This is a genomic window from Longimicrobium sp., assembly GCF_036388275.1.
Lineage (GTDB): Bacteria > Gemmatimonadota > Gemmatimonadetes > Longimicrobiales > Longimicrobiaceae > Longimicrobium.
On record NZ_DASVSF010000110.1, the window covers coordinates 175,935 to 194,166 of the forward strand.

The following is an 18,232-nucleotide window of genomic DNA, read 5'->3' on the forward strand; positions in this document are numbered from 1 at the left end:
CCCGCAGCATCACCTCATCATAATCCAAAGCGAAGGTCATTATGCCCGCACCACACGGACAATCCATTCCTCAGAGCGCGGACCTCCTCATTGTGGGTGCCGGAATCGCGGGCCTGTACTGCGCCTGGCGCTACCTGGAGAAAAACCCCAAACACCGCGTCGTGATTGTTGAACGGCTGAACCGGACGGGGGGACGCCTGCAGACGGATCTGGTGGAACTGAACGCTGCCGATGGCCGCTCTGTCATCGTGCGTGACGAGGAGGGCGGGATGCGCTTCAACTACGACATGGCGGAGTTGATGGCGCTGTTCAACACGTTGGAGTTGTGCGACCAGATCGTCCCATTCCCCATGTCCGGGAACAACAACCGGTACCTGTTCCGCGGCCGGGGTTTCACGCACGAACACGCGACGCAGCATCCCGAGGTCTGGAGCGAGCTGTTCCGCCTGACATCCGAGGAGCAGAACCAGCAGCCGGTGACCCTGCTCGAGGAGGCGTATCATCGCGTGCTGCAGGCCAACGGTGCCGAGCCACCCGAGCACCCCACACCGGAGTTCTGGCAGAAGCTGCGCATCGAGTTCAAATGGAAAGACACCCCGCTCCGCTGCTGGCAGTTGTGGGGGCTGCTGCGCGACATGGGCCACAGCGAAGAGTGCTGCGCCATGCTCGCACAGACCCTGGGCTTCGAAGGGCCGTTCTGGTCCACCATGAACGCCGGTGAAGCGTTCCAGCTCATGGAAGACTTTCCGCAGAACCCCATCTACTACACCTTCGAAGAGGGCTACGGCACCCTGACCAACGCGCTCGTGCAGCGGGTGGAGGGGAAGCAGGGGCAGATCCTCGTAAGCACGAACGTCGACGCGCTCGTGGAGCACGAGGGCGGCGGCTTCGAGGCGCAGCTTACCCTGGCACCGGAATACGCGGCCGCGTCAGCGACCACCCCGGGCGGCACCAAGGCCACGGTCCGTGCGCCGCGGATCATCCTGGCCGTGGCCCGCCGGTCGCTGGAGACGCTCTTTGCGACGTCTCCGGTGCTGAACCAGCGCCACAGCACGGACCGGAAGAAGCAGGAGCGGGCCGACCAGCTCTGGAACGATCTGCAGACCGCCACCGAGCAGCGGCTGCTGAAGATCAACCTGTACTTCGAGCGGTCGTGGTGGCAGGAACTGGACGTGCCCCTGGCCTACGGCCCCTCGTTCACGGACCTGCCGGTGAACGCGGTCTATCCTTTCTATTCGCTGCGCGGGGTAGAAGAGGACCGCAAGGCCACGGACCCCCCATCCCCGGATCTGCCGGCGGCGTTGACCATCTACTGCGACTGGGACAACACCAACTTCTGGCAGGGGCTGCAGAGCGTGGGCGAGATGTTCGATTCGCCTGAGCAGACCAAGCACAATCACGCGAACCCGCAGACGATGTTCGCCGCGTCCAAGGCGGTGGTAGCCGAGGCGCTGCGCCTGATCGGCGAATTGTACGGCACGCCCCAGGTGCCGCAGCCCATCCTGACCAGCTACCGCCTATGGGATGGCCAGAGCGATTTCGGGTACGCCGTGCACCAGTGGGGCCTGGAGGCCAGGGACGACCAGGTGATTCCGCGCCTGGTGGAGCCATTCGACGGGATCTACACCTGCAACGAGGCGTATTCCGACATGCAGGGCTGGGTCAATGGTACGCTGCGCTCGGCCGACCTGGTGCTGCAGAAGTTCGACATCGACCCGCTCGTCAACAGCGCGCAGCGGTGCGTGGCGCCTCCGATGCCGGCCGCGGCGCACGGCCCGCGCGTGAGTGGCCTGTGGGGCATGACCGTGCGCCCCGCGCGTGGGGCGAGTTGAACCGTAACACCGACGCGAGGAAACCCGTGGCTTGGAGGGCCGCGGGACCTTCGCCTCCCGGGAAAGTGTCCCCAAACCGTTTTCGCATGAAGGAGGTGATACGACTCTTTGTTGCCCCGCCCGTGTAAGGGGTTGCACCGCTGCAGTGTTGATGCTCGCCACTGTCTTCTGCAAAGGGAAAACGATCATGACCAACGACAAGCAGCCTGACCGCCGGACCCGCCAGTTTGCCGAAGTTGTTCCCCCACAGCCCACGCACCTGGCAAAAGTGAGCAATCGTGGGGCCCCGCCGCCGCCGGACCTGGGGCCGCTCGAACAACTGCTGGGCGTCTGGAGGGCAAAGGGCACAGGCTGGAACATGATCGCTCTACCCTTTCAAAAGGCTCCGCCGCCGCCCGCGGGATTCAAGTTCCGACTGCTGATGAATCAATACGATGAAGAACTCCGATTCACCTTCGTTGACGACGATGTTCCCAACCGAGGGTTGAAGAGACCCGGCAGTCCCGATTCCGACCAGTTCGTCGTCACACTCGATTACCAGCAGAAGATTGCCCAGGTCGCGGCGGAAGACCGGCCTGACAGTGGAGGCCTTGCGGGGAAGCCGGGACTGCCGATCCATCACGAACCCGGGTTGTGGTTGTATGAAAAAAACCGCAGGTCCAAGGAGGACCAGATCATCAACGGCGAAGTTTCTGAAGTGGAACTCGATGTCGCGCGGCTTGCTTCGATCCCACACGGTAATTCTGTTCTTGCCCTGGGCCGCTCAGCGCTCCACAAGGGCATGCCGCCGATCCCGCCCGTGAGCGGGCTGCCCTCGGGTCGCTTCGAGGACGTCAACTCTCCGGACTACGACTTCAAAACGGACCCGTATCTCGAGCCGTACAAGCATTACATCGACCATCCTTTCATGGGAAATGTCATGATGCCGGGATTCCCTGGATTCAGTCCGGCTGACATGAACCAGATTCTTCGTTTCGCGAACCAGGGGGTGAAGATCGTTCGGACGACAACGTTGACCGTGGATACGGCCCAGAAGAGCGGCGGGATCAGGAACGTCCCGTTCTCGGTTCGAGAAGCAGAGCCGGTCAGCATGAAGGCTACGTTCTGGATTCAGGAACTCGCCGAGAAGGATGACACTGGAAAGCCGAAGTTGCGGCTGCAATATTCCCAGGTTGTCATGCTGGACTTCTTCCGTCCCCGCGAGGACGAGTTGCCAGGGCGAGTCGCGTGGCCGCACATCAGCATCGCCACCTTGGAGAAGATGCCGGCGGACTATGTGCTCGTGCAGGGGTAGTTGTCCCAAGAATACGGTGTGGCCTCCATCAAGCTCGCCCGCCACGTTTTCGAAGACGAGCTGCCGATGGACCGGCTGGTAACCGAAGCAGTCCTGGAGTTCGGGGATGACCTGCGCACGGCCTCGGAGAGGTGGACGCGCGAAGAAGTGACCAGCCGCGCGGCTTGACGGTCGTTCACGCACGAGATCAAAAGGGAGGACGCGGACGGCATCAAGCCTCCGCGTCCTCTTTCGCAACTCCGCCTGATTGCTTTGCGCGGCCCGGATCAGCCCCTGACGTACGCCGCCAGGTGCTCGCCGGTAAGGGTGGAGCGTGCCGCTACGAGGTCCGCCGGGGTGCCCTCGAAGACGATGCGTCCGCCGTCGTGGCCGGCGCCGGGGCCCAGGTCGATGATCCAGTCGGCGTGCGCCATCACCGCCTGGTGGTGCTCGATGACGATCGCCGGCGGTGTCCACCAGCGGTCGATCAGCCCAAGAAGCTGCTCAGGTCAGCCAGCTGCAGCCCACGGGTGCGCTCGGCGGATCACTTTCGGAGAGGCTGCTCACCGGCGCGAAATATACTGGCGGTTTATGATTTTCCGTTGTATGCTTGTTTCGCTGCTCGGGTGGCCTCTCGCCATCTCATCACTCGTAACCCCGTAGGAGGAACCATGCGGAAATTTCGACTGGAGCTGGAGAAACTGACGGTGGAGTCGTTCTCGCCGGCAGCGAAGGCTGCGGTGGCGCGGGGTACGGTACGCGGACACGCGGACACCGACTACTCCTGCGGCTGCGTGTTCACCGACAACACCTGCGGGGGCACGGGTGGCACTACTCTGGACAACACCGTCTACTGTTCGTACGGGGACACAGGCGGATGCACCTGTCCAAGAGAAGTCGGGGAGGGGTGACACGCTCCTCTGGTCGGTGAAGCCCGGCTCAGTCGAGCAGGATTCACGTGACTGAGCAACTTGAGGCCAGAGAACAATGGAGAGGACGCGGGGACGGCCCCGCGTCCTCTCTGCCGTGATAGTGCGAACAAGGTCCGCTCAGCGCGACAGAACCGCCTCGGCCCGGCTGCCCACATATCTGGCCAGGTGCTCGCCGGTGAGCGTGGACGGCGCCGCCACTAGGTCCGCCGGCGTGCCCTCGAAGACGATGCGGCCGCCGTCGTGGCCGGCGCCGGGGCCGAGGTCGATGATCCAGTCGGCGTGCGCCATCACGGCCTGGTGGTGCTCGATGACCATCACCGACTTGCCGGCGTCCACCAGCCGGTCCAGCAGCCCCAGCAGGTTCTCCACGTCCGCCAGGTGCAGCCCCGTGGTCGGCTCGTCAAGCACGTAGATGCCGCCCTTGTCGCCCATGTGCGTGGCCAACTTCAGCCGCTGCCGCTCGCCGCCGGAGAGCGTGGTCAGCGGCTGGCCGAGCGACAGGTAGCCGAGCCCCACGTCCGCCATCCGGGCCAGGATGGCGTGCGCCGCCGGGGTCTTCGCCGGGCCGGACCCAAAGAACTCCGCCGCCTCGCTCACCGGCATCGACAGCACCTCGCTGATGTCTTTGCCGCCGAACCGGTACTCCAGCACCTGCGCCTGGAACCGCTTGCCGCCGCACTCCTCGCAGACCGTCGCCACGCCGGCCATCATCGCCAGGTCGGTGTAGATGACGCCCGCGCCGTTGCAGGTGGGGCAGGCGCCCTCGGAGTTGGCGCTGAAGAGCGCCGGCTTCACCCCGTTGGCCTTCGCGAACGCCTTGCGGATGGGCTCCAGCAGCCCCGTGTACGTGGCGGGGTTGCTGCGCCGCGATCCCTTGATGGGCGCCTGGTCCACCGACACCACGCCCGCTGACGCAGGGACGGAGCCGTGGATCAGCGAGCTCTTGCCCGAGCCCGCCACCCCGGTGACGACCACGAGCACCCCCAGCGGGATGTCGACGGACACGTCCTTGAGGTTGTGCCGCGTGGCGCCGCGGATCTGCAGCTTTCCGGTCGGCGTGCGCACCGCCGGCTTGAGCGACGCGCGGTCGCCCAGGTGGCGGCCGGTGAGGGTGCCGCTGGCCCGCAGCCCGTCGACGGTGCCCTGGAACACCACCTCGCCGCCGGCCGTGCCCGCGCCGGGCCCCAGGTCGATCACGTGGTCGGCGATTTCGATGGTTTCCGGCTCGTGCTCCACCACCAGCACCGTGTTTCCCTTGTCGCGCAGCCGCAGCAGCAGGTCGTTCATCCGCTGGACGTCATGCGGGTGCAGGCCAGTGGTGGGCTCGTCGAAGACGTAGGTGACGTCGGTGAGCGACGATCCCAGGTGGCGGATCATCTTCGTCCGCTGCGCCTCGCCGCCCGAAAGCGTCCCCGATGGCCGGTCCAGCGACAGGTAGCCCAGCCCGATCTCCGCGAACGAATCCAGCAGGTGCTGCAGCCCGGCCAGGAGTGGCGCTACGGACGCCTCGTTCAGTCCGCGCACCCAATCGGCCAGGTCGCTGATCTGCATCGAGCAGGCGTCGGCGATGTTGATCCCCCGGATGCGCGACGACCGGGCAGACTCGGCCAGCCGGGTGCCGCCGCATTCGGGACAGGTGGTGAACGTGACCGCGCGCTCCACGAAGGCGCGGATGTGCGGCTGCATCGCCTCGACGTCCTTGGACAGGTACGACTTCTGGATGGAGGGGATCAGCCCCGAATACGTGAGGTTGATGCCGTCGATCTTGATCTTGGTCGGCTCGCGGTAGAGAAGGTCGTGCAGCTCCTTCTTGCCGTAGTCGCGGATGGGCTTGTCGGGGTCGAAGTAGCCGCAGCCGCGGAAGATGCGGCCGTACCAGCCCTCCATGCTGTAGCCGGGGATGGTGAGCGCGCCCTCGTTCAGCGACTTGCTGTCGTCGTACAGCGCCGCCCGGTCGATGTCGTTGACGGAGCCCATCCCCTCGCACCGCGGGCACATGCCGCCCAGGCGGTTGAACACCACCTTCTCGGCCTTCGTCTTCCCCTCGCCGCGCTCCACGGTGATGGCGCCGCTCGCCCGCACGGAGGGGACGTTGAAGGAGAAGGCGCTCGGCGGGCCGATCTGCGGATCCCCCAGCCGGCTGAACAGGATGCGCAGCATGGCGTTGGCATCCGTCACCGTGCCGACCGTGGAGCGGGGGTTGGCGCCGATGCGCTCCTGGTCCACGATGATGGCCGTCGTCAGCCCGTCGAGCAGGTCCACCTCCGGCCGCGACAGCGTGGGCATGAAGCCCTGCACGAAGGCGCTGTACGTCTCGTTGATCATCCGCTGCGACTCGGCCGCGATCGTCCCGAACACCAGCGAACTCTTGCCCGAGCCCGAGACGCCGGTGAACACGGTCAGCCGGCGCTTGGGGATCTGGACGCTGACGTCCTTGAGGTTGTTCTCGCGCGCGCCCTGCACGCGGATCAGGTCGTGGCTGTCCGCGGGATGCTGGTCGATGGCCATGGTCGAAGTCGTCTCAGCGGGAGTGGGCGATGCGGCGCGCGTTACGCCAGCGGGTGGCGTAGGGCAGGGCGAAAAGGTACAGCCCGCTGAACAGGAGCAGGAAGAGCGGCGGAAGCGGTGCGTAGGTGATCCACGCGGGAGGCGTGCCGCCATCCGCCCGCGCCAGGGCGACGAAGTTGGCGATCACGGCCGCCGTGAAGGCGATCGACAACCACCGGTGGCTCTGCCGAATCCACTTGTTCATCGTGCTGTCCTCCGTCGAAAGGTTACGGGATCCTCTCCAGCAGCTCGCTCAGCCTGCCCGTCATCATCTTCCATCCGTACCGCGCACCGCCGAACTCCTGCTTCTGGTCCGGCCTGAAGCCCGACTGCACGATGGACAGCCGCGTCCCCGAATCCGTGGGGGCGATCCGGAAGGTGACGACGGTGTCCAGAAAGGGAACGGACCACGTGTAGCTGAGCGTGCGATGCTCCTCGATTTCGAGCATCCGGCAGTCCACGGTGCCATCCCACCCGTGGTACGCCTGCGGTGCCTTCAGCGTGAACTCCGCCTCCGGCTGCAGGGTGAAGCCGATGGCGGGGAGCAGCCACTCCCTGAGCAGTTCCGGCTCGGTGAGCGCCCGCCAAACCTTTTCCGGTGGATGCCGCAGGTCCACTTCGAACGCGATGGCCTCGCGTTGCGCGGGCGCGGTGATGTCGGCGAACTTCATTCGTCCATCTTCTCCAGCAGCTGTTCCAGGCGATGGATGCGGTCCGTCCAGAAGGCCTGGTAGTGCGCAATCCAGTCGATGAGCGGCTTCATCCCTTGCGGCTCCACCCGGTAGAACACGTGGCGCCCCTCGCGGCGGCCGGTCACCAGGCCCGCGTCCTTCAACGCGGCCAGGTGCTGCGAGACCGCCGGTTGGGAGATGTCGAAGCGTGCGGTGAGGTCCTTCACCGCCGCTTCGCCCCGCGTCAGCGACTCGAAGATCGCGCGTCGGCTGGGGTCTGCCAGGACCTGAAAGATCCGGTCTTCGGGATCGTGCGCGCTCGCCATGGCTATATGTATAAGCGTGTGCTTATGAATTGTCAAGCATAGCGATCGGTAGCCAAACGCCAGCAGGGCCGACGAGGAATTCCGTCGGCCCTGCTGAAATCGTGTCAGGTGGATGACCTCAGGCGGATGCCATCACGTGCGGCTCGACGAGCGCGCGGGGAGCGGGGTCGGGGTGGGGACGGCCGAAGAGGAAGCCCTGCAGCAGGTCTGCCCCCAGCTCCGTCATCAGCCGCCACTCGTCGTGCGTTTCCACGCCCTCGGCGAGGGCGAGCTTGCCGTTGTCCTGCGCCAGCTTCACCAGCGAGGCGCACACGTCGCGGTGGAATGCGGAGCCGGGGGCGCGCGACACCAGCTCGCGATCGATCTTGATGAGGTCGGGGCTCAGGTCGGCCATCATCGCCAGGCCGCTGTACCCGCTGCCCACGTCGTCGAGCGCCACCTTGAACCCCTTCTCACGGTAGTACGCCAGCAGCGTGCGCAGCTGCACGGGATCCACCCGTTCCGTCTCCACCACCTCGAAGATGATGTTGCCCGGCTGCAGCCCCGCCTGCGCGGCGGCGCGCACGGTCGTCCGCAGGCAGAACTCGGGGCGGTAGATGGAGGTGGGAAGAAAGTTGATGAGCACGTGGCAGTCGGCCGGAAGCCCCGCCGCGCCGGCGCGCCGCAGGTGAAGCTCGCGCACCTGCCGGTCGAGCATGAACGTCAGCTGCTCCTGCTGCGCCCATTCCAGCAGGGTGCCGGGGGAGACGATGGCCCCGTCCTCGCCGCGTCCGCGCATCAGGCACTCGTAGCCCCACAGCTCCAGCGCGCCCGCCCGGAAGATGGGCTGGAACCAGCTCTCGATGCGCCCCTCGGCCAGCATGGCGGGGAGCGGCGAGCTGTCGGCCGGCACCATGTCCGAAAGCCGGCCAGCGTGCAGAAGCGTGACGAGCTGCTCCTCGAGCGCAACGCCGCGCCGCGCCCAGGCGGCGCGCAGCTCGCCGAAGCGGGCGAAGTCCAGCTCGGTGCGAAGGAACGAGGCCACCTGCGCGATGCCCGACCAGCGCGACCCGCTGCCGACTTCCACGCGAACGGCCCCCAGCGACGGATGAACGGCCCAGTCGTCCCCGGACGCGAACTCCGTCAATTCCGGGTAGCGGTCCAGCCCCGGGGCCAGCACCACCAGGCTTCGTGCGTCCGTCCTGCACTCACAGATCATCGCTCGTCATCCTCGCGCATCGATTTCCCGCATTGTTGAAGCGCATAGATAATACAAACATTAGACCACTAATCCGAGTGCCGCGATCGCGGACACCCTTCTGCCACCCTTGGTTCGGGATCGACGAAGAGAGCCGTCCACTCTCTCGCGGACGGCTCTCGTTGTGATTCGAACCCGGGCGCTCAGGCGGCGTGCCGACCGCTTTCCAGCCACTCGCGGACCTTGGTGAGGAACGAGCGTACGTCGATGGGCTTGGGCACCAGGTCGTCGCAGCCCGCGTCCATCACCCGGTCGCGCGCGCCCTCCATGGCCGTCAGGGCGATGATGGGCACCGTGCGCAGGGCGGGCACCTCGCGGATTTCGCGGGTGGCCTGCAGCCCGTCCACCCGCGGCATCATCATGTCCATCAGGATGATGTCGGGGGTCTCGGCCAGGGCGCACTCCACCGCTTCGCGGCCGTTGGTGGCCTCTACGACGCGGTAGCCGAACGCATCGAGCAGCGTGCGAAGGGCGTCGCGGCTGTCCTCGTGGTCTTCGGCCAGCAGCACCACGGGGCGCGCTTCGCCGTCCACGACGTCGTCCTCGGGTGGCTGCACGGGCGACATCCGCGGCGCGCGCGTCTTGCGCGGCCTGTCGGACGAGGAACGGAGGTCGGGCGCCTCGGGATGCGAGAGCGACGGGGCAGCCATCACGCGGATACGCGGGAAACGGGGCCTGCGGGAAGGGGATCGTGTGCCGATCCTTGCAAGCTCGTTACAAGCAATTCGTATGCCTGCCGCTTAGCACGATCGGGCGGAAAACGGCTGATGGGCGGCGGGTGGCGGGCACCTGGCGGGCAGCGTACAATCCGGGCTCCACCCAAAGCGACATCATCGAAGGGACGGGCATGCCGCGGATGCAGCTGACCAGGAAGGTGCGCTTCAGCGCGGCCCACCGGTACCATCGGCCGGAGTGGACCGACGAGCAGAACCGCGAGGCGTTCGGCCCGTGCGCCAACCCGCACGGGCACGGGCACGACTACCTGCTGGAGGTGACGGTGGAGGGTGAAGTGGACCCGGTCACCGGATTTTCGGTGGATCTCGGGCGGCTGGATGCCGTGCTGCGCGACGAAGTGATCGTTCCGTTCGATCACCAGCACCTGAACCACGTGGTTCCCGAGTTCGCGCCCGGCGGGCTGATCCCCACCTCGGAGAACATCCTGCTGCTGATCTCGCGCCGGCTGGCTCCCCGGCTTCACGACGTAAGCGTGGTGCGGCTGCGGCTACACGAGAACCCCGACTTCTACGTGGACTACGCGCCTGGCGGGTAGGGCCCTCACCCGGCCGCGCTGACACGCGTGCCACCCTCTCCCACAAACAGCGTGGGAGAGGGGGTACACTTCAGGGCTGGGGCTCGAAAACGGTTCGGTGCTCGGGCGGGCGCCCCCCCATCCTCAGCCCTTCCCCCGCAAACTGCGCGGGGGAAGGGAGCCAGTGTGGAGTTCACCCAAGCAGCGTTGCCACGCCCCACCTTGTCATCCTGAGGCCCAGGCGCGCCGAGTCTGCCCGCATCACATTCTTCGCGGGCCGAAGGATCTAGCCCTGTGCCACTTCTCAGCCAGGGCGCGGCAGCGGTCGCGGAAGCCGAGGCCTCGGCTCCCGTGGGGCCCTCACCCGGCCGCGCTGACACGCGTGCTACCCTCTCCCACAAACAGCGTGGGAGAGGGGGTACACTTCAGGGCTGGGTTGCGCATCCAACTCGTTGCCGCGCCACAATCTGTCATCCGCGCCCCGGCCCTGCCCACACCGCATTCTTCGCGGCGCCGAAGGATGTAGTGTAGTGCCGCTGAGGTTCCGTGCTGATTCAGCAGCCATCGCGCGATACGAAAATACCTGATCCGGCGTCACGTCACTCGCACGCGAAGCGATACCCGGCCTTGCGCACGGTCAGGATATGGCGCGGCCGGGCCGGGTCTTCCTCCAGCTTTCTCCGCAGCTCCGCCACGTGGTAGTCCACGGTGCGCGTGAGCACGGCCGCCGAATGCCCCCACACCTCGCGCAGGAGCTCGAGCCGCGTGACGACGGCCCCTCCGCGGTCGATCAGCGCGATGAGGAGATCGTACTCCCGGGGGGCCAGCTCCACGGGGACTCCGTCGCACGTCACCGCGCGGGCGTCGCGGCGCAGCTCCACGCGTCCGAAGCGCTCGGGCGCCGGGCGCCGGGCCCCGGCTGGCGCCGCGGGGGGCGCGTCGCGCTGGGCGCGCCGCAGGAGCGCCGCCACGCGCGCGGCCAGCTCGTGGCGTCCAAACGGCTTGGTAACGTAGTCGTCCGCGCCCAACTGCAGCCCCTGGACCTTGTCCATCTCCTCGCCCTGGGCGGTCAGGATCAGCACCGGAACGGCCGACCCCTCCTCGCGCAGGGTGCGCAGGATCCGGTGCCCTCCGAATCCGGGTAGCATCAGGTCCAGCACGATCAGGTCGGCGCCGCAGACGCGGCCGAGCTCCAGCCCGGAAGGGCCGTCCGCGGCCTCCACCACCTCGTGCCCCTCCAGCTCCAGGATCCGGCGGAGCCCCAGGCGCATGTTCGCGTTGTCCTCCACCACCAGGATTCGGCTCATCGGGCGACGCTCTCCCGCCGCGGCACGGTGTAGCCCGCCGGCCGGCCGGCGGGGCCGGGCGGAAGCTCCACCACGAAGCGGGCGCCGCCTCCGGGCGCGCTCTCCGCGCGCACCGAGCCGTACTGCTGGTGCGCCATCTCGCGCGCCACCGCCAGCCCGATCCCGCTGCCGCCGGTCTGCCCGTCGGCGTGGTGAGGCATGCGGTGGAAGGGCTTGAAGATGCGCTCCCGCTCCGCGTCAGGCACGCCGCTCCCCTCATCGTCCACGGCGATGCACGCGCGCTCGCCGCACCGGAAGGTGTGCAGGGTGACGGTCTGCCCGCCGGGGCCGTACTTGGCGGCGTTGCCGATCAGGTTCAGCAGGATGTGCCTCAGCGCCAGGGGGTCCGCCACGGCCCACACCTCTTCCTCCCGCCGGAAGCGGAGCGCCGTCCCCGCGCGTTCGCACAGGGGGCGGATCATGCCGATGGCGCGCTCCACCTCCTCGCCCAGCTCCACCGGCACCGCCTGGGCTCCGCGGCGCGCGCCGGCGGGGCGGGAAAAAGCGAGCAGCGTTTCTACGAAGTGGGTGAGGCGCTGCGCCTCCTCGGCCACGATCCCGGCGAAGTGCCGCCGCTCCAGCGCGTCCGCCTCGTCGCCGGAGGCCAGGATCTCGGCGAAGAGGCGGATCTGGGCGAGCGGGGTGCGGAGCTCGTGGGAGACGCCCGTCACGAAGCCGGCCCGCATGCGGTACAGCTCCCGCTCCTGCCGCAGGAGCACCAGCGACGCCGCGAAGAGCGCCGCCGCCAGCACCGCCATCCCGATCTGCAGCGACACCCGCGATGCCGGGAGGGTTCCGGCCACCAGGCGCCCCGCCTGCGACGGGCGTACGCCCGCCACGATCGCCATCTCCCCCAGCTGCGGCGCCAGCGCCGAGCGGGCGCCCACGATCTTCGGGAGGCGCGCGGAAGCGTACAGCGGCCGCCCGTCCGCCGCCATGACGCTGAACACGAGGATGGAGTCGTTCGGCACCCCCCGCGCCAGCGTGGGCGGAAGGAGCCGCACCTCGCGCACCAGCTCCGTGAGCACGGGCCCCAGGAAGGCGGCCGGCTCGGTCTCCACACCCAGCGCGGCCACGGGGCGGCCGGTGCTGTCGTTGACGAGTGTGAACAGCAGCAGCGACGGCGTGCCGCTCCGCGAGCCCACCGCCATCCCGAAGGCGTCCGAGCCGAAGGTGCGGAGCGACGTCAGCGTCCCCGCCGTCCCCGCGCGCACCATCACGGGCCGGCCCCCGGCGCCCGGGGGCCCGTCCCCGGGGCGCGAGGGGATGACGAAGCCGCTCAGCGCCTCCGTCCCGGCTGGTCCGGCCGCGGAACCGGGGGCGCGGAGGTGGGGCGTGGAGCGAGCGAGCGCCCGGACGCTGTCCGCCACCCAGGCCAGCGCGGAATCCGCGCCGGGCACGAGGTGGTGGAAGGTGGTGGCGCCATCCCGCAGATCCACGCGGAAGGTGGAGCGCACGCCCCCCAGGCACCCGCACGCCGGGTAGCGGAAGGCGCCGGCAAGCTCCCGCGGGGTGAGCCCCGCCAGCCCCGCCGGAGAAGAGAGCTGGGCCCCCAGGAACGCGCCCAGCACCGGGACGAGCAGCCGGTGCTCGGCCTGGCGCGACAGCTCCCACGCGGCCACGGAAGCGTGGTTGCGGAGCGATTCCCGTACAATACGGCGATTGAACGCCGCCGTGTGCGCCGTCTGGTAAAGGAGGACGGAGGTCAGCACGAGCGCCACGGCGGGAACGGCGAGCGTGATCCACGCCCGCCCTCGCTCCCGCCACCGATGCGCGCCCAGGGCGCGCGCCACCTGCTCCCGGATCATGGGTGTGGTGCCGGGGTTGCGATGTGGGCCGCGCAAGGGAGGCTGCGGCGCGGACCTCCCCTGCGTGCCGCTTACTGCGCCGCGGGAGCCTGGGCCGCCACCCACGCGGCCCACTCCCGCTCCAGCGCCGCCGGCTCCGTGGGCATGGGCGCCTTCGCCTCGGCGAGCACCTGGCCGACCGTCTTTCCGCTCGCCAGCCCCACGGCGAGCCGCGGAAGGATCTCGGGCCCCGCCCGGGCGATCAGGAACTCCAGCAGCGAGAGCGCCTGGGGATAGAAGCCCGCGGAGGCCCGGCTGGGCGCCGCGATGGAGATGATCCCGGTTGACTGCGGCGCGCTGCCGCCCGGCGCCGCCGATCCCGGGCGGACCATGATGGAGGTGCCCCCGGCTGACGGGCGCACGCTGCCGTCCGGCCCCGCCAGCAGCGCGGCCATGGGGTGCTGCATCGAGAACAGCTCCGCGAGCGGCGTGTGCGAGCCAAGGAGCTGCCGCGCCGTTTCCCGGCGGGGCGCACGTGCCTCGGCCGTGGGGAACTCCACGAACTGCGCCACCGCCTCGTGCAGCCAGGAGGGGACGCGCCCTACCGTGCCACCGGGCGGTGTGCCCAGCCTGGACTGCACATACGCGTCCAGCAGGGTGTGCGTGGTCTCGTGCGTAAGAACGTCGCCGTGCGTTGCGCCCGTCCCCCCCGTGATTTGCTGGGCGGGACCGGCCAGGCGCCCCAGGTTGCTGCCCGCGTGCTTTGCGAAGGCCACCTGCACGACGGTGCCGCCCCGGTTCACCTCCAGCCTTGCCTGGGTGCCCACGGCCAGTGCATCGAACAGGCCCGCGAACTCGCTGAGCGTGGCGACCGCCGTGCCGTTCAGGCTCTTGATGACGTCTCCCGGCTGCAGCCCCACCGCCGCCGCGCCGCCTGGGAGGGCGGCGACTACCCGGACCCCCGCGCCCCCCGGCGCCGAGCCCACCACCACCCCCAGCGGCGTCGCCGCCACCAGATCCGTGGAGCGCTGGGCCGACGCTTGCTCCGTCAGCCATCTGCGCGTCGCGAGTCCGCGGCGTGCGAGCGGGGCCTCGTCGAAGGCGGCGAGCGCCGCGTTCGCGTCGAACAGAACCACCGCCACTCTGGGTGCCGGCTCTCCGAACGCACGGGAAAAGCCTTCGATGGCTCGCTCCACATACGGGCGGGCGCGGTCGACGTCCTGCTGCGTAGGGGCGTACAGCTCATAGCGCTCATCCACGTGCTTCGCCGCGGAGAGCGGGTCTGGAGCGGGCGTCTGCCCCGCGAGGGGCGCGGGCGCGGCCAGGAGGGAGAGGATGGGGATCGCACGTCTGAGAAAGCTCATGGTTCCTGCCAGTAGGGTGAGATCGGAGATGGGCCCTGGTGGCCCGTGACTGGAAGGATAGCCGATGTGCAGGGGCCGCAGGTTGTTGGATTGTAAGGAATGGGTAAGGATTCGCGGACCCGTCCGGGTCCCGGTGGGCTGGGAGTAGACGCCAAGCGTCCCGACGCCGCCTCAAGCCTGCGCGGGCGAATGAATTCGCTGCAACGAACACACGAAGTCCGCCTTCGCGGACTGGCTTGCTCGGGTGAGGGTTGGGGCCTGTGGCGCGACCTTGCCGGGTGACAGAGCGCCTTCCAGTCGACAGCACCGACCCTAGCCGAAGCGCAATCGAATTCTCCCCTCTCCCGCTTGCGGGAGAGGGGCCGGGGGAGAGGGCAGCCGAGGCATGCGCCGGCCCGTTTCGAGACGCGCCGACATCGCGGCCTCTGCACAGGTGACCGCTGCCGCGCCCTGGTTGGTTCGTGCCTCCGGCTAGATCCTTCGGCCCGCGAAGCTTGTGCTACGGGCGAGTGAGGTGCGCCTGGGCCTCAAGGATGACAGAGTTTGGGCGCGCAACGAGTTGGCGTGACGCGCCGGGCTGGCTCCCTTCCCCCGCGCAGTTTGCGGGGGAAGGGCTGGGGATGGGGGGCGCCGCGGCGTGCACCGCGCGTTGTCGAACCCCGATCGAAGTGCTCCCCTCTCCGCACGTAGTTTGTGCGGGGAGGGGCCGGGGGAGGGGCCCGCCGCGGCACGCGATTCAGTCGAACCCCGATCGAAGTTCCACCCTAGCCGCTCACCCCTCCGCGGGTGACCGCGCGCGGCTCGGCCACGGGGACGGACGCGTGCCCGTGCGAAAGGCTCGGAGGCGTGTAGCGCGCCGCCCGCGGTCCCAGGACGTTCGCCCGGACGATGTGCCAGATGGCCGCCACCCCGTCGCGCCAGCCGATCTTCTTTCCCTCGTCGTACGTGCGGCCGGCGTACGAGATGGGCACCTCGTAGATGCGGGCGCGCGACTGGGCCAGCCGCGCCGTCAGCTCCGGCTCGATGCCGAAGCGGTTCGCGGAAAGCGGCAGGCTCTTCATCAGGTCTGCGCGCGCCATCTTGTAGCACGTTTCCATGTCGGTCAGGTTCAGGTCGGTGAACATGTTCGACAGGAGCGTCAGCACGCCGTTGCCCATCCGGTGCCAGAAGTACATCACCCGGTGCGGCCCCCCCGCGAAGCGCGACCCGAACACCGCGTCCGCACGGCCGTCGGCGATGGGCTCCAGCAGGCGCGGAAGCTCGAAGGGATCGTACTCCAGGTCCGCGTCCTGGATGACCACCACGTCGCCCGTGGCGGCCGCGATCCCCGTGCGCACGGCGAAGCCCTTGCCGCGGTTGCGGGGCTGCTCGATCAGCCGGTGGATGATGCCTTCCGCCGCCAGCTCGCGCAGGGCTGTGCGGGTGCCGTCGGTGGAGCCGTCGTCGATGCAGATCAGCTCCATCTCCAGCGGCACGGCGCGCACCCGCAGGGCGGACTCGCGGATGGTCGCTTCCTCGTTGTACACCGGCATCACCACCGATAGGCGGATGCCGGCCCCGCTCTCGTGCCCGCTCACGCGTCCCCCTTTCTGGCGATGGCGATCAGGCTTTGCCCCACCGGCGGGGTCCACACGCGCTCCAGCCGCGAGATCCACGGGATCATCCACCGGTCGTACAGCTTTGCGTCCCGCGCGCTCACCGTTCGCCGCCGCAGCACCCTGCCGCTCATCCACCACGCCAGCACGCCGGGAAGGTTGGTGTAGGCAACGCTGACCGGCGTGAAACCCGCCGTCCGAAGCCGCTGGGACAGCTCGCGTTTCGTGTAGCGCCGGTAGTGATCGAACGCCTCGTCCAGCGCGCCGTAGATGGCGGGCAGGGCGGGGACGAAGAGCAGCGCGTGGCTGCCGGGAGAAAGCAGCCGGTGTGCATCGGCCAAAAAGGCGTCGTCGTCGCGCACGTGCTCCATGACGTTCACCGCGACGACGGTGTCGGCGCTGCCGGGCTCGCCCGCGTCGGCCAGGTAGCCGCGGCGCGTGGTGACGTGGGCGCGCCTCGCGAACCGGGCGCTGAGGTGGGGCCAGTTGTTGGCGGCGGGCTCCACCAGCGTGAGCTGCGCATCGGGCGCGGCGGCGCGCAGGTGCTCGGCGAAGGTGCCGATGCCGGCGCCCACCTCCACGATCCGCCGGCCCAGGTACGGCGCGAACCGGCGGGCGATCCAGCCATAGTAGTTGCGGGCTTCGGCCAGCGCGTCCAGCTCTTCGCCGGAGTAGGTGAAGGCCTGCGATGCGGTCGTCGTCACCGGGTCGGTTCGGTCGTGGAAATCTCGTGTCTGGGGCGGGAGGGTGCCGCCCGTGCGAAGCCGCGTAGAATGTGCGGAGCGGGGGCGCCGGGCAAGGGCGCCGACAGCCGAAAATCTTTCCTGTCCACGGCGCGTCCGCACGCCTATGTTGCCCTTCATCGGCCCCACGCGGCCGGTCTCCGCCCATCCATCATTTCAGAAGATCCGGCCCCCGATGAGGATCCTGTCCATCGCCACCGTGCTGGCCGTCTCACTCGCCGCCGCCGCGCCGCTGCAAGCGCAGCCCAACGCCGCATTCCCCGTTCTCGCCGTGGGACAGCGCGCGTCCGGGCAGCTCAGCGCGGCGGATCCGGTGCTCTACGAGCGGGGCCCCTTCAAGGTGTACCGCTTCCAGGCGCAGGGCGGCCGCCGCTACGTCGCCACGCTGCAGTCGGCCGATTTCGACGCGTACCTTACCGTGGCGCGAACGGTGGGCGGCATCACCGACCACATGCTGATGGACGACGACGGCGCGGGCGAAACCAACGCGCGCCTGCGCTTCACCGCGCCCGAGACGGGCACCTACCTGCTGATCGCGCAGTCGCTCCTGCCGGAAGGAACGGGCGCGTTCACCGTAAGCGTCGATACGATGCCGGCCAAGCGCCTGGCCGTCGCGGACCTGCGGGTGGGGCAGACGGTGACGGGAGCGCTGGAGGAAACCGACCGTGAGTACGGCGCCGGGCCGGGCGGCGGTGGCTTCTTCGACCTGTACCGGGTTCGTGGCACGCCGGGGCAGCGGCTGCGGCTGCGCATGCAGATGGGCGAACTCTACCCGGTGCTGAACGCGGGGAGCATGGCGGGCGACGAGTTCGTCCCGGACGCGTTTGGGCACGGCCAGGGCGTGCTGCTGCTCACCCTGCCGGAATCGGGCGAAACGCTGGTGCAGGCAGGGGTCGAGGGCGAAGTGCTGGGCGAATACACGCTGACCGTGGCCGACCGCGGTCCGGCCGCCGCGCCCCGGCCTGTGCGGCTTTCGCGTGGCCAGCCGGTGAACGGCCGCCTGGAAGCGGGCGACGTGGAGAACGAGGAAGATGGGCGCTGGACGGACCATTACGTCGTCACGGGACGCGCGGGCGAGCGCATCCGCGTGACGATGGCCGCCGAGGCGTTCGACGCGTACCTGTCCATCGGCCGCATGGTGGACGGCGTGTTCCAGGAGCTCGCGTCCAACGACGACGAGGGGGAGCAAGGCACCAACTCGGCCGTGGAGGTGGAGCTGCCCGAGGCCGGCGAGTACGTGATCCTCGCAACCTCGTTCGCCGCCGGCGGCGAAGGCGAGTACCGCATCCAGGCCTCCGCGCCCTGACGGCACTGGCGCCGTGTGACCGGC

At 68.9% G+C, this 18,232-nt stretch carries 16 protein-coding genes and 1 pseudogene; 5 read left to right on the forward strand and 12 right to left on the reverse strand.

What is annotated here, in order from left to right:
• The first annotated feature begins 41 nt into the window (after positions 1 to 41).
• The 3 genes from VF632_RS25880 to VF632_RS25890 all read left to right on the forward strand — a co-directional run bounded on the left by VF632_RS25880 (position 42) and on the right by VF632_RS25890 (position 3,294).
• Positions 42 to 1,832 (forward strand): flavin monoamine oxidase family protein, encoded by a 1,791-nt coding sequence (locus tag VF632_RS25880; protein WP_331025843.1) that lies wholly within the window; start codon positions 42 to 44, stop codon positions 1,830 to 1,832.
• 187 nt (positions 1,833 to 2,019) lie between these two features.
• On the forward strand, positions 2,020 to 3,126 hold the full coding sequence (locus tag VF632_RS25885; protein WP_331025844.1) for a heme-binding protein: 1,107 nt from the start codon (positions 2,020 to 2,022) through the stop codon (positions 3,124 to 3,126).
• Positions 3,127 to 3,294, forward strand: a complete 168-nt coding sequence (locus tag VF632_RS25890) for a hypothetical protein (RefSeq protein WP_331025845.1) — start codon at positions 3,127 to 3,129, stop codon at positions 3,292 to 3,294.
• Positions 3,295 to 3,392: 98 nt separating this feature from the next.
• Here VF632_RS25890 and VF632_RS28135 read toward each other — a convergent pair.
• From VF632_RS28135 to VF632_RS25925, 7 genes and pseudogenes are all read right to left on the reverse strand, one after another.
• Positions 3,393 to 3,643, reverse strand: a pseudogene (locus VF632_RS28135) (excinuclease ABC subunit UvrA); the annotation flags it as partial.
• Between the two features lie 511 nt (positions 3,644 to 4,154).
• Positions 4,155 to 6,545 (reverse strand): excinuclease ABC subunit UvrA, encoded by a 2,391-nt coding sequence (locus tag VF632_RS25900; RefSeq protein WP_331025847.1) that lies wholly within the window; start codon positions 6,543 to 6,545, stop codon positions 4,155 to 4,157.
• A 13-nt stretch (positions 6,546 to 6,558) separates the two neighbouring features.
• Positions 6,559 to 6,789 carry a hypothetical protein gene (locus tag VF632_RS25905; protein ID WP_331025848.1) on the reverse strand — a complete coding sequence of 77 codons (231 nt, stop codon included), beginning with the start codon at positions 6,787 to 6,789 and terminating at the stop codon, positions 6,559 to 6,561.
• A gap of 22 nt (positions 6,790 to 6,811) precedes the next feature.
• Complete coding sequence (locus tag VF632_RS25910; protein ID WP_331025849.1) at positions 6,812 to 7,255, reverse strand: SRPBCC domain-containing protein; 444 nt, start codon at positions 7,253 to 7,255, stop codon at positions 6,812 to 6,814.
• Entirely contained in the window at positions 7,252 to 7,581 is a 330-nt protein-coding gene (locus tag VF632_RS25915; protein WP_331025850.1) for a metalloregulator ArsR/SmtB family transcription factor, read from the reverse strand. The genes VF632_RS25910 and VF632_RS25915 overlap by 4 nt, the downstream gene beginning before the upstream one ends.
• A 118-nt stretch (positions 7,582 to 7,699) precedes the next feature.
• The gene (locus VF632_RS25920; protein ID WP_331025851.1) at positions 7,700 to 8,779 is read right to left on the reverse strand and encodes an EAL domain-containing protein; all 1,080 of its coding nucleotides are present in this window, start codon (positions 8,777 to 8,779) and stop codon (positions 7,700 to 7,702) included.
• A gap of 182 nt (positions 8,780 to 8,961) precedes the next feature.
• Entirely contained in the window at positions 8,962 to 9,468 is a 507-nt protein-coding gene (locus VF632_RS25925; RefSeq protein WP_331025938.1) for a response regulator, read from the reverse strand.
• A gap of 206 nt (positions 9,469 to 9,674) precedes the next feature.
• Between VF632_RS25925 and VF632_RS25930 the strand changes: the two genes are divergently transcribed.
• Positions 9,675 to 10,088 carry a 6-pyruvoyl trahydropterin synthase family protein gene (locus VF632_RS25930; RefSeq protein ID WP_331025852.1) on the forward strand — a complete coding sequence of 138 codons (414 nt, stop codon included), beginning with the start codon at positions 9,675 to 9,677 and terminating at the stop codon, positions 10,086 to 10,088.
• Between the two features lie 578 nt (positions 10,089 to 10,666).
• Here the strand turns inward: VF632_RS25930 and VF632_RS25935 are convergent.
• The 5 genes from VF632_RS25935 to VF632_RS25955 all read right to left on the reverse strand — a co-directional run bounded on the left by VF632_RS25935 (position 10,667) and on the right by VF632_RS25955 (position 16,863).
• Positions 10,667 to 11,374: a response regulator transcription factor gene (locus VF632_RS25935; RefSeq protein WP_331025853.1), complete on the reverse strand. Its 708-nt coding sequence runs from the start codon at positions 11,372 to 11,374 to the stop codon at positions 10,667 to 10,669.
• The gene (locus tag VF632_RS25940; protein WP_331025854.1) at positions 11,371 to 13,221 is read right to left on the reverse strand and encodes a HAMP domain-containing sensor histidine kinase; all 1,851 of its coding nucleotides are present in this window, start codon (positions 13,219 to 13,221) and stop codon (positions 11,371 to 11,373) included. The genes VF632_RS25935 and VF632_RS25940 overlap by 4 nt, the downstream gene beginning before the upstream one ends.
• Before the next feature lie 71 nt (positions 13,222 to 13,292).
• Positions 13,293 to 14,564: a PDZ domain-containing protein gene (locus VF632_RS25945; protein ID WP_331025855.1), complete on the reverse strand. Its 1,272-nt coding sequence runs from the start codon at positions 14,562 to 14,564 to the stop codon at positions 13,293 to 13,295.
• Positions 14,565 to 15,328: 764 nt separating this feature from the next.
• On the reverse strand, positions 15,329 to 16,096 hold the full coding sequence (locus VF632_RS25950) for a glycosyltransferase family 2 protein (protein WP_414682916.1): 768 nt from the start codon (positions 16,094 to 16,096) through the stop codon (positions 15,329 to 15,331).
• A gap of 41 nt (positions 16,097 to 16,137) precedes the next feature.
• Complete coding sequence (locus VF632_RS25955) at positions 16,138 to 16,863, reverse strand: class I SAM-dependent methyltransferase (protein WP_331025857.1); 726 nt, start codon at positions 16,861 to 16,863, stop codon at positions 16,138 to 16,140.
• A 214-nt stretch (positions 16,864 to 17,077) separates the two neighbouring features.
• On the opposite strand from VF632_RS25955, the gene VF632_RS25960 reads away from it, so the two are divergent.
• On the forward strand, positions 17,078 to 18,208 hold the full coding sequence (locus tag VF632_RS25960) for a hypothetical protein (protein ID WP_331025858.1): 1,131 nt from the start codon (positions 17,078 to 17,080) through the stop codon (positions 18,206 to 18,208).
• Positions 18,209 to 18,232: the final 24 nt, after the last annotated feature.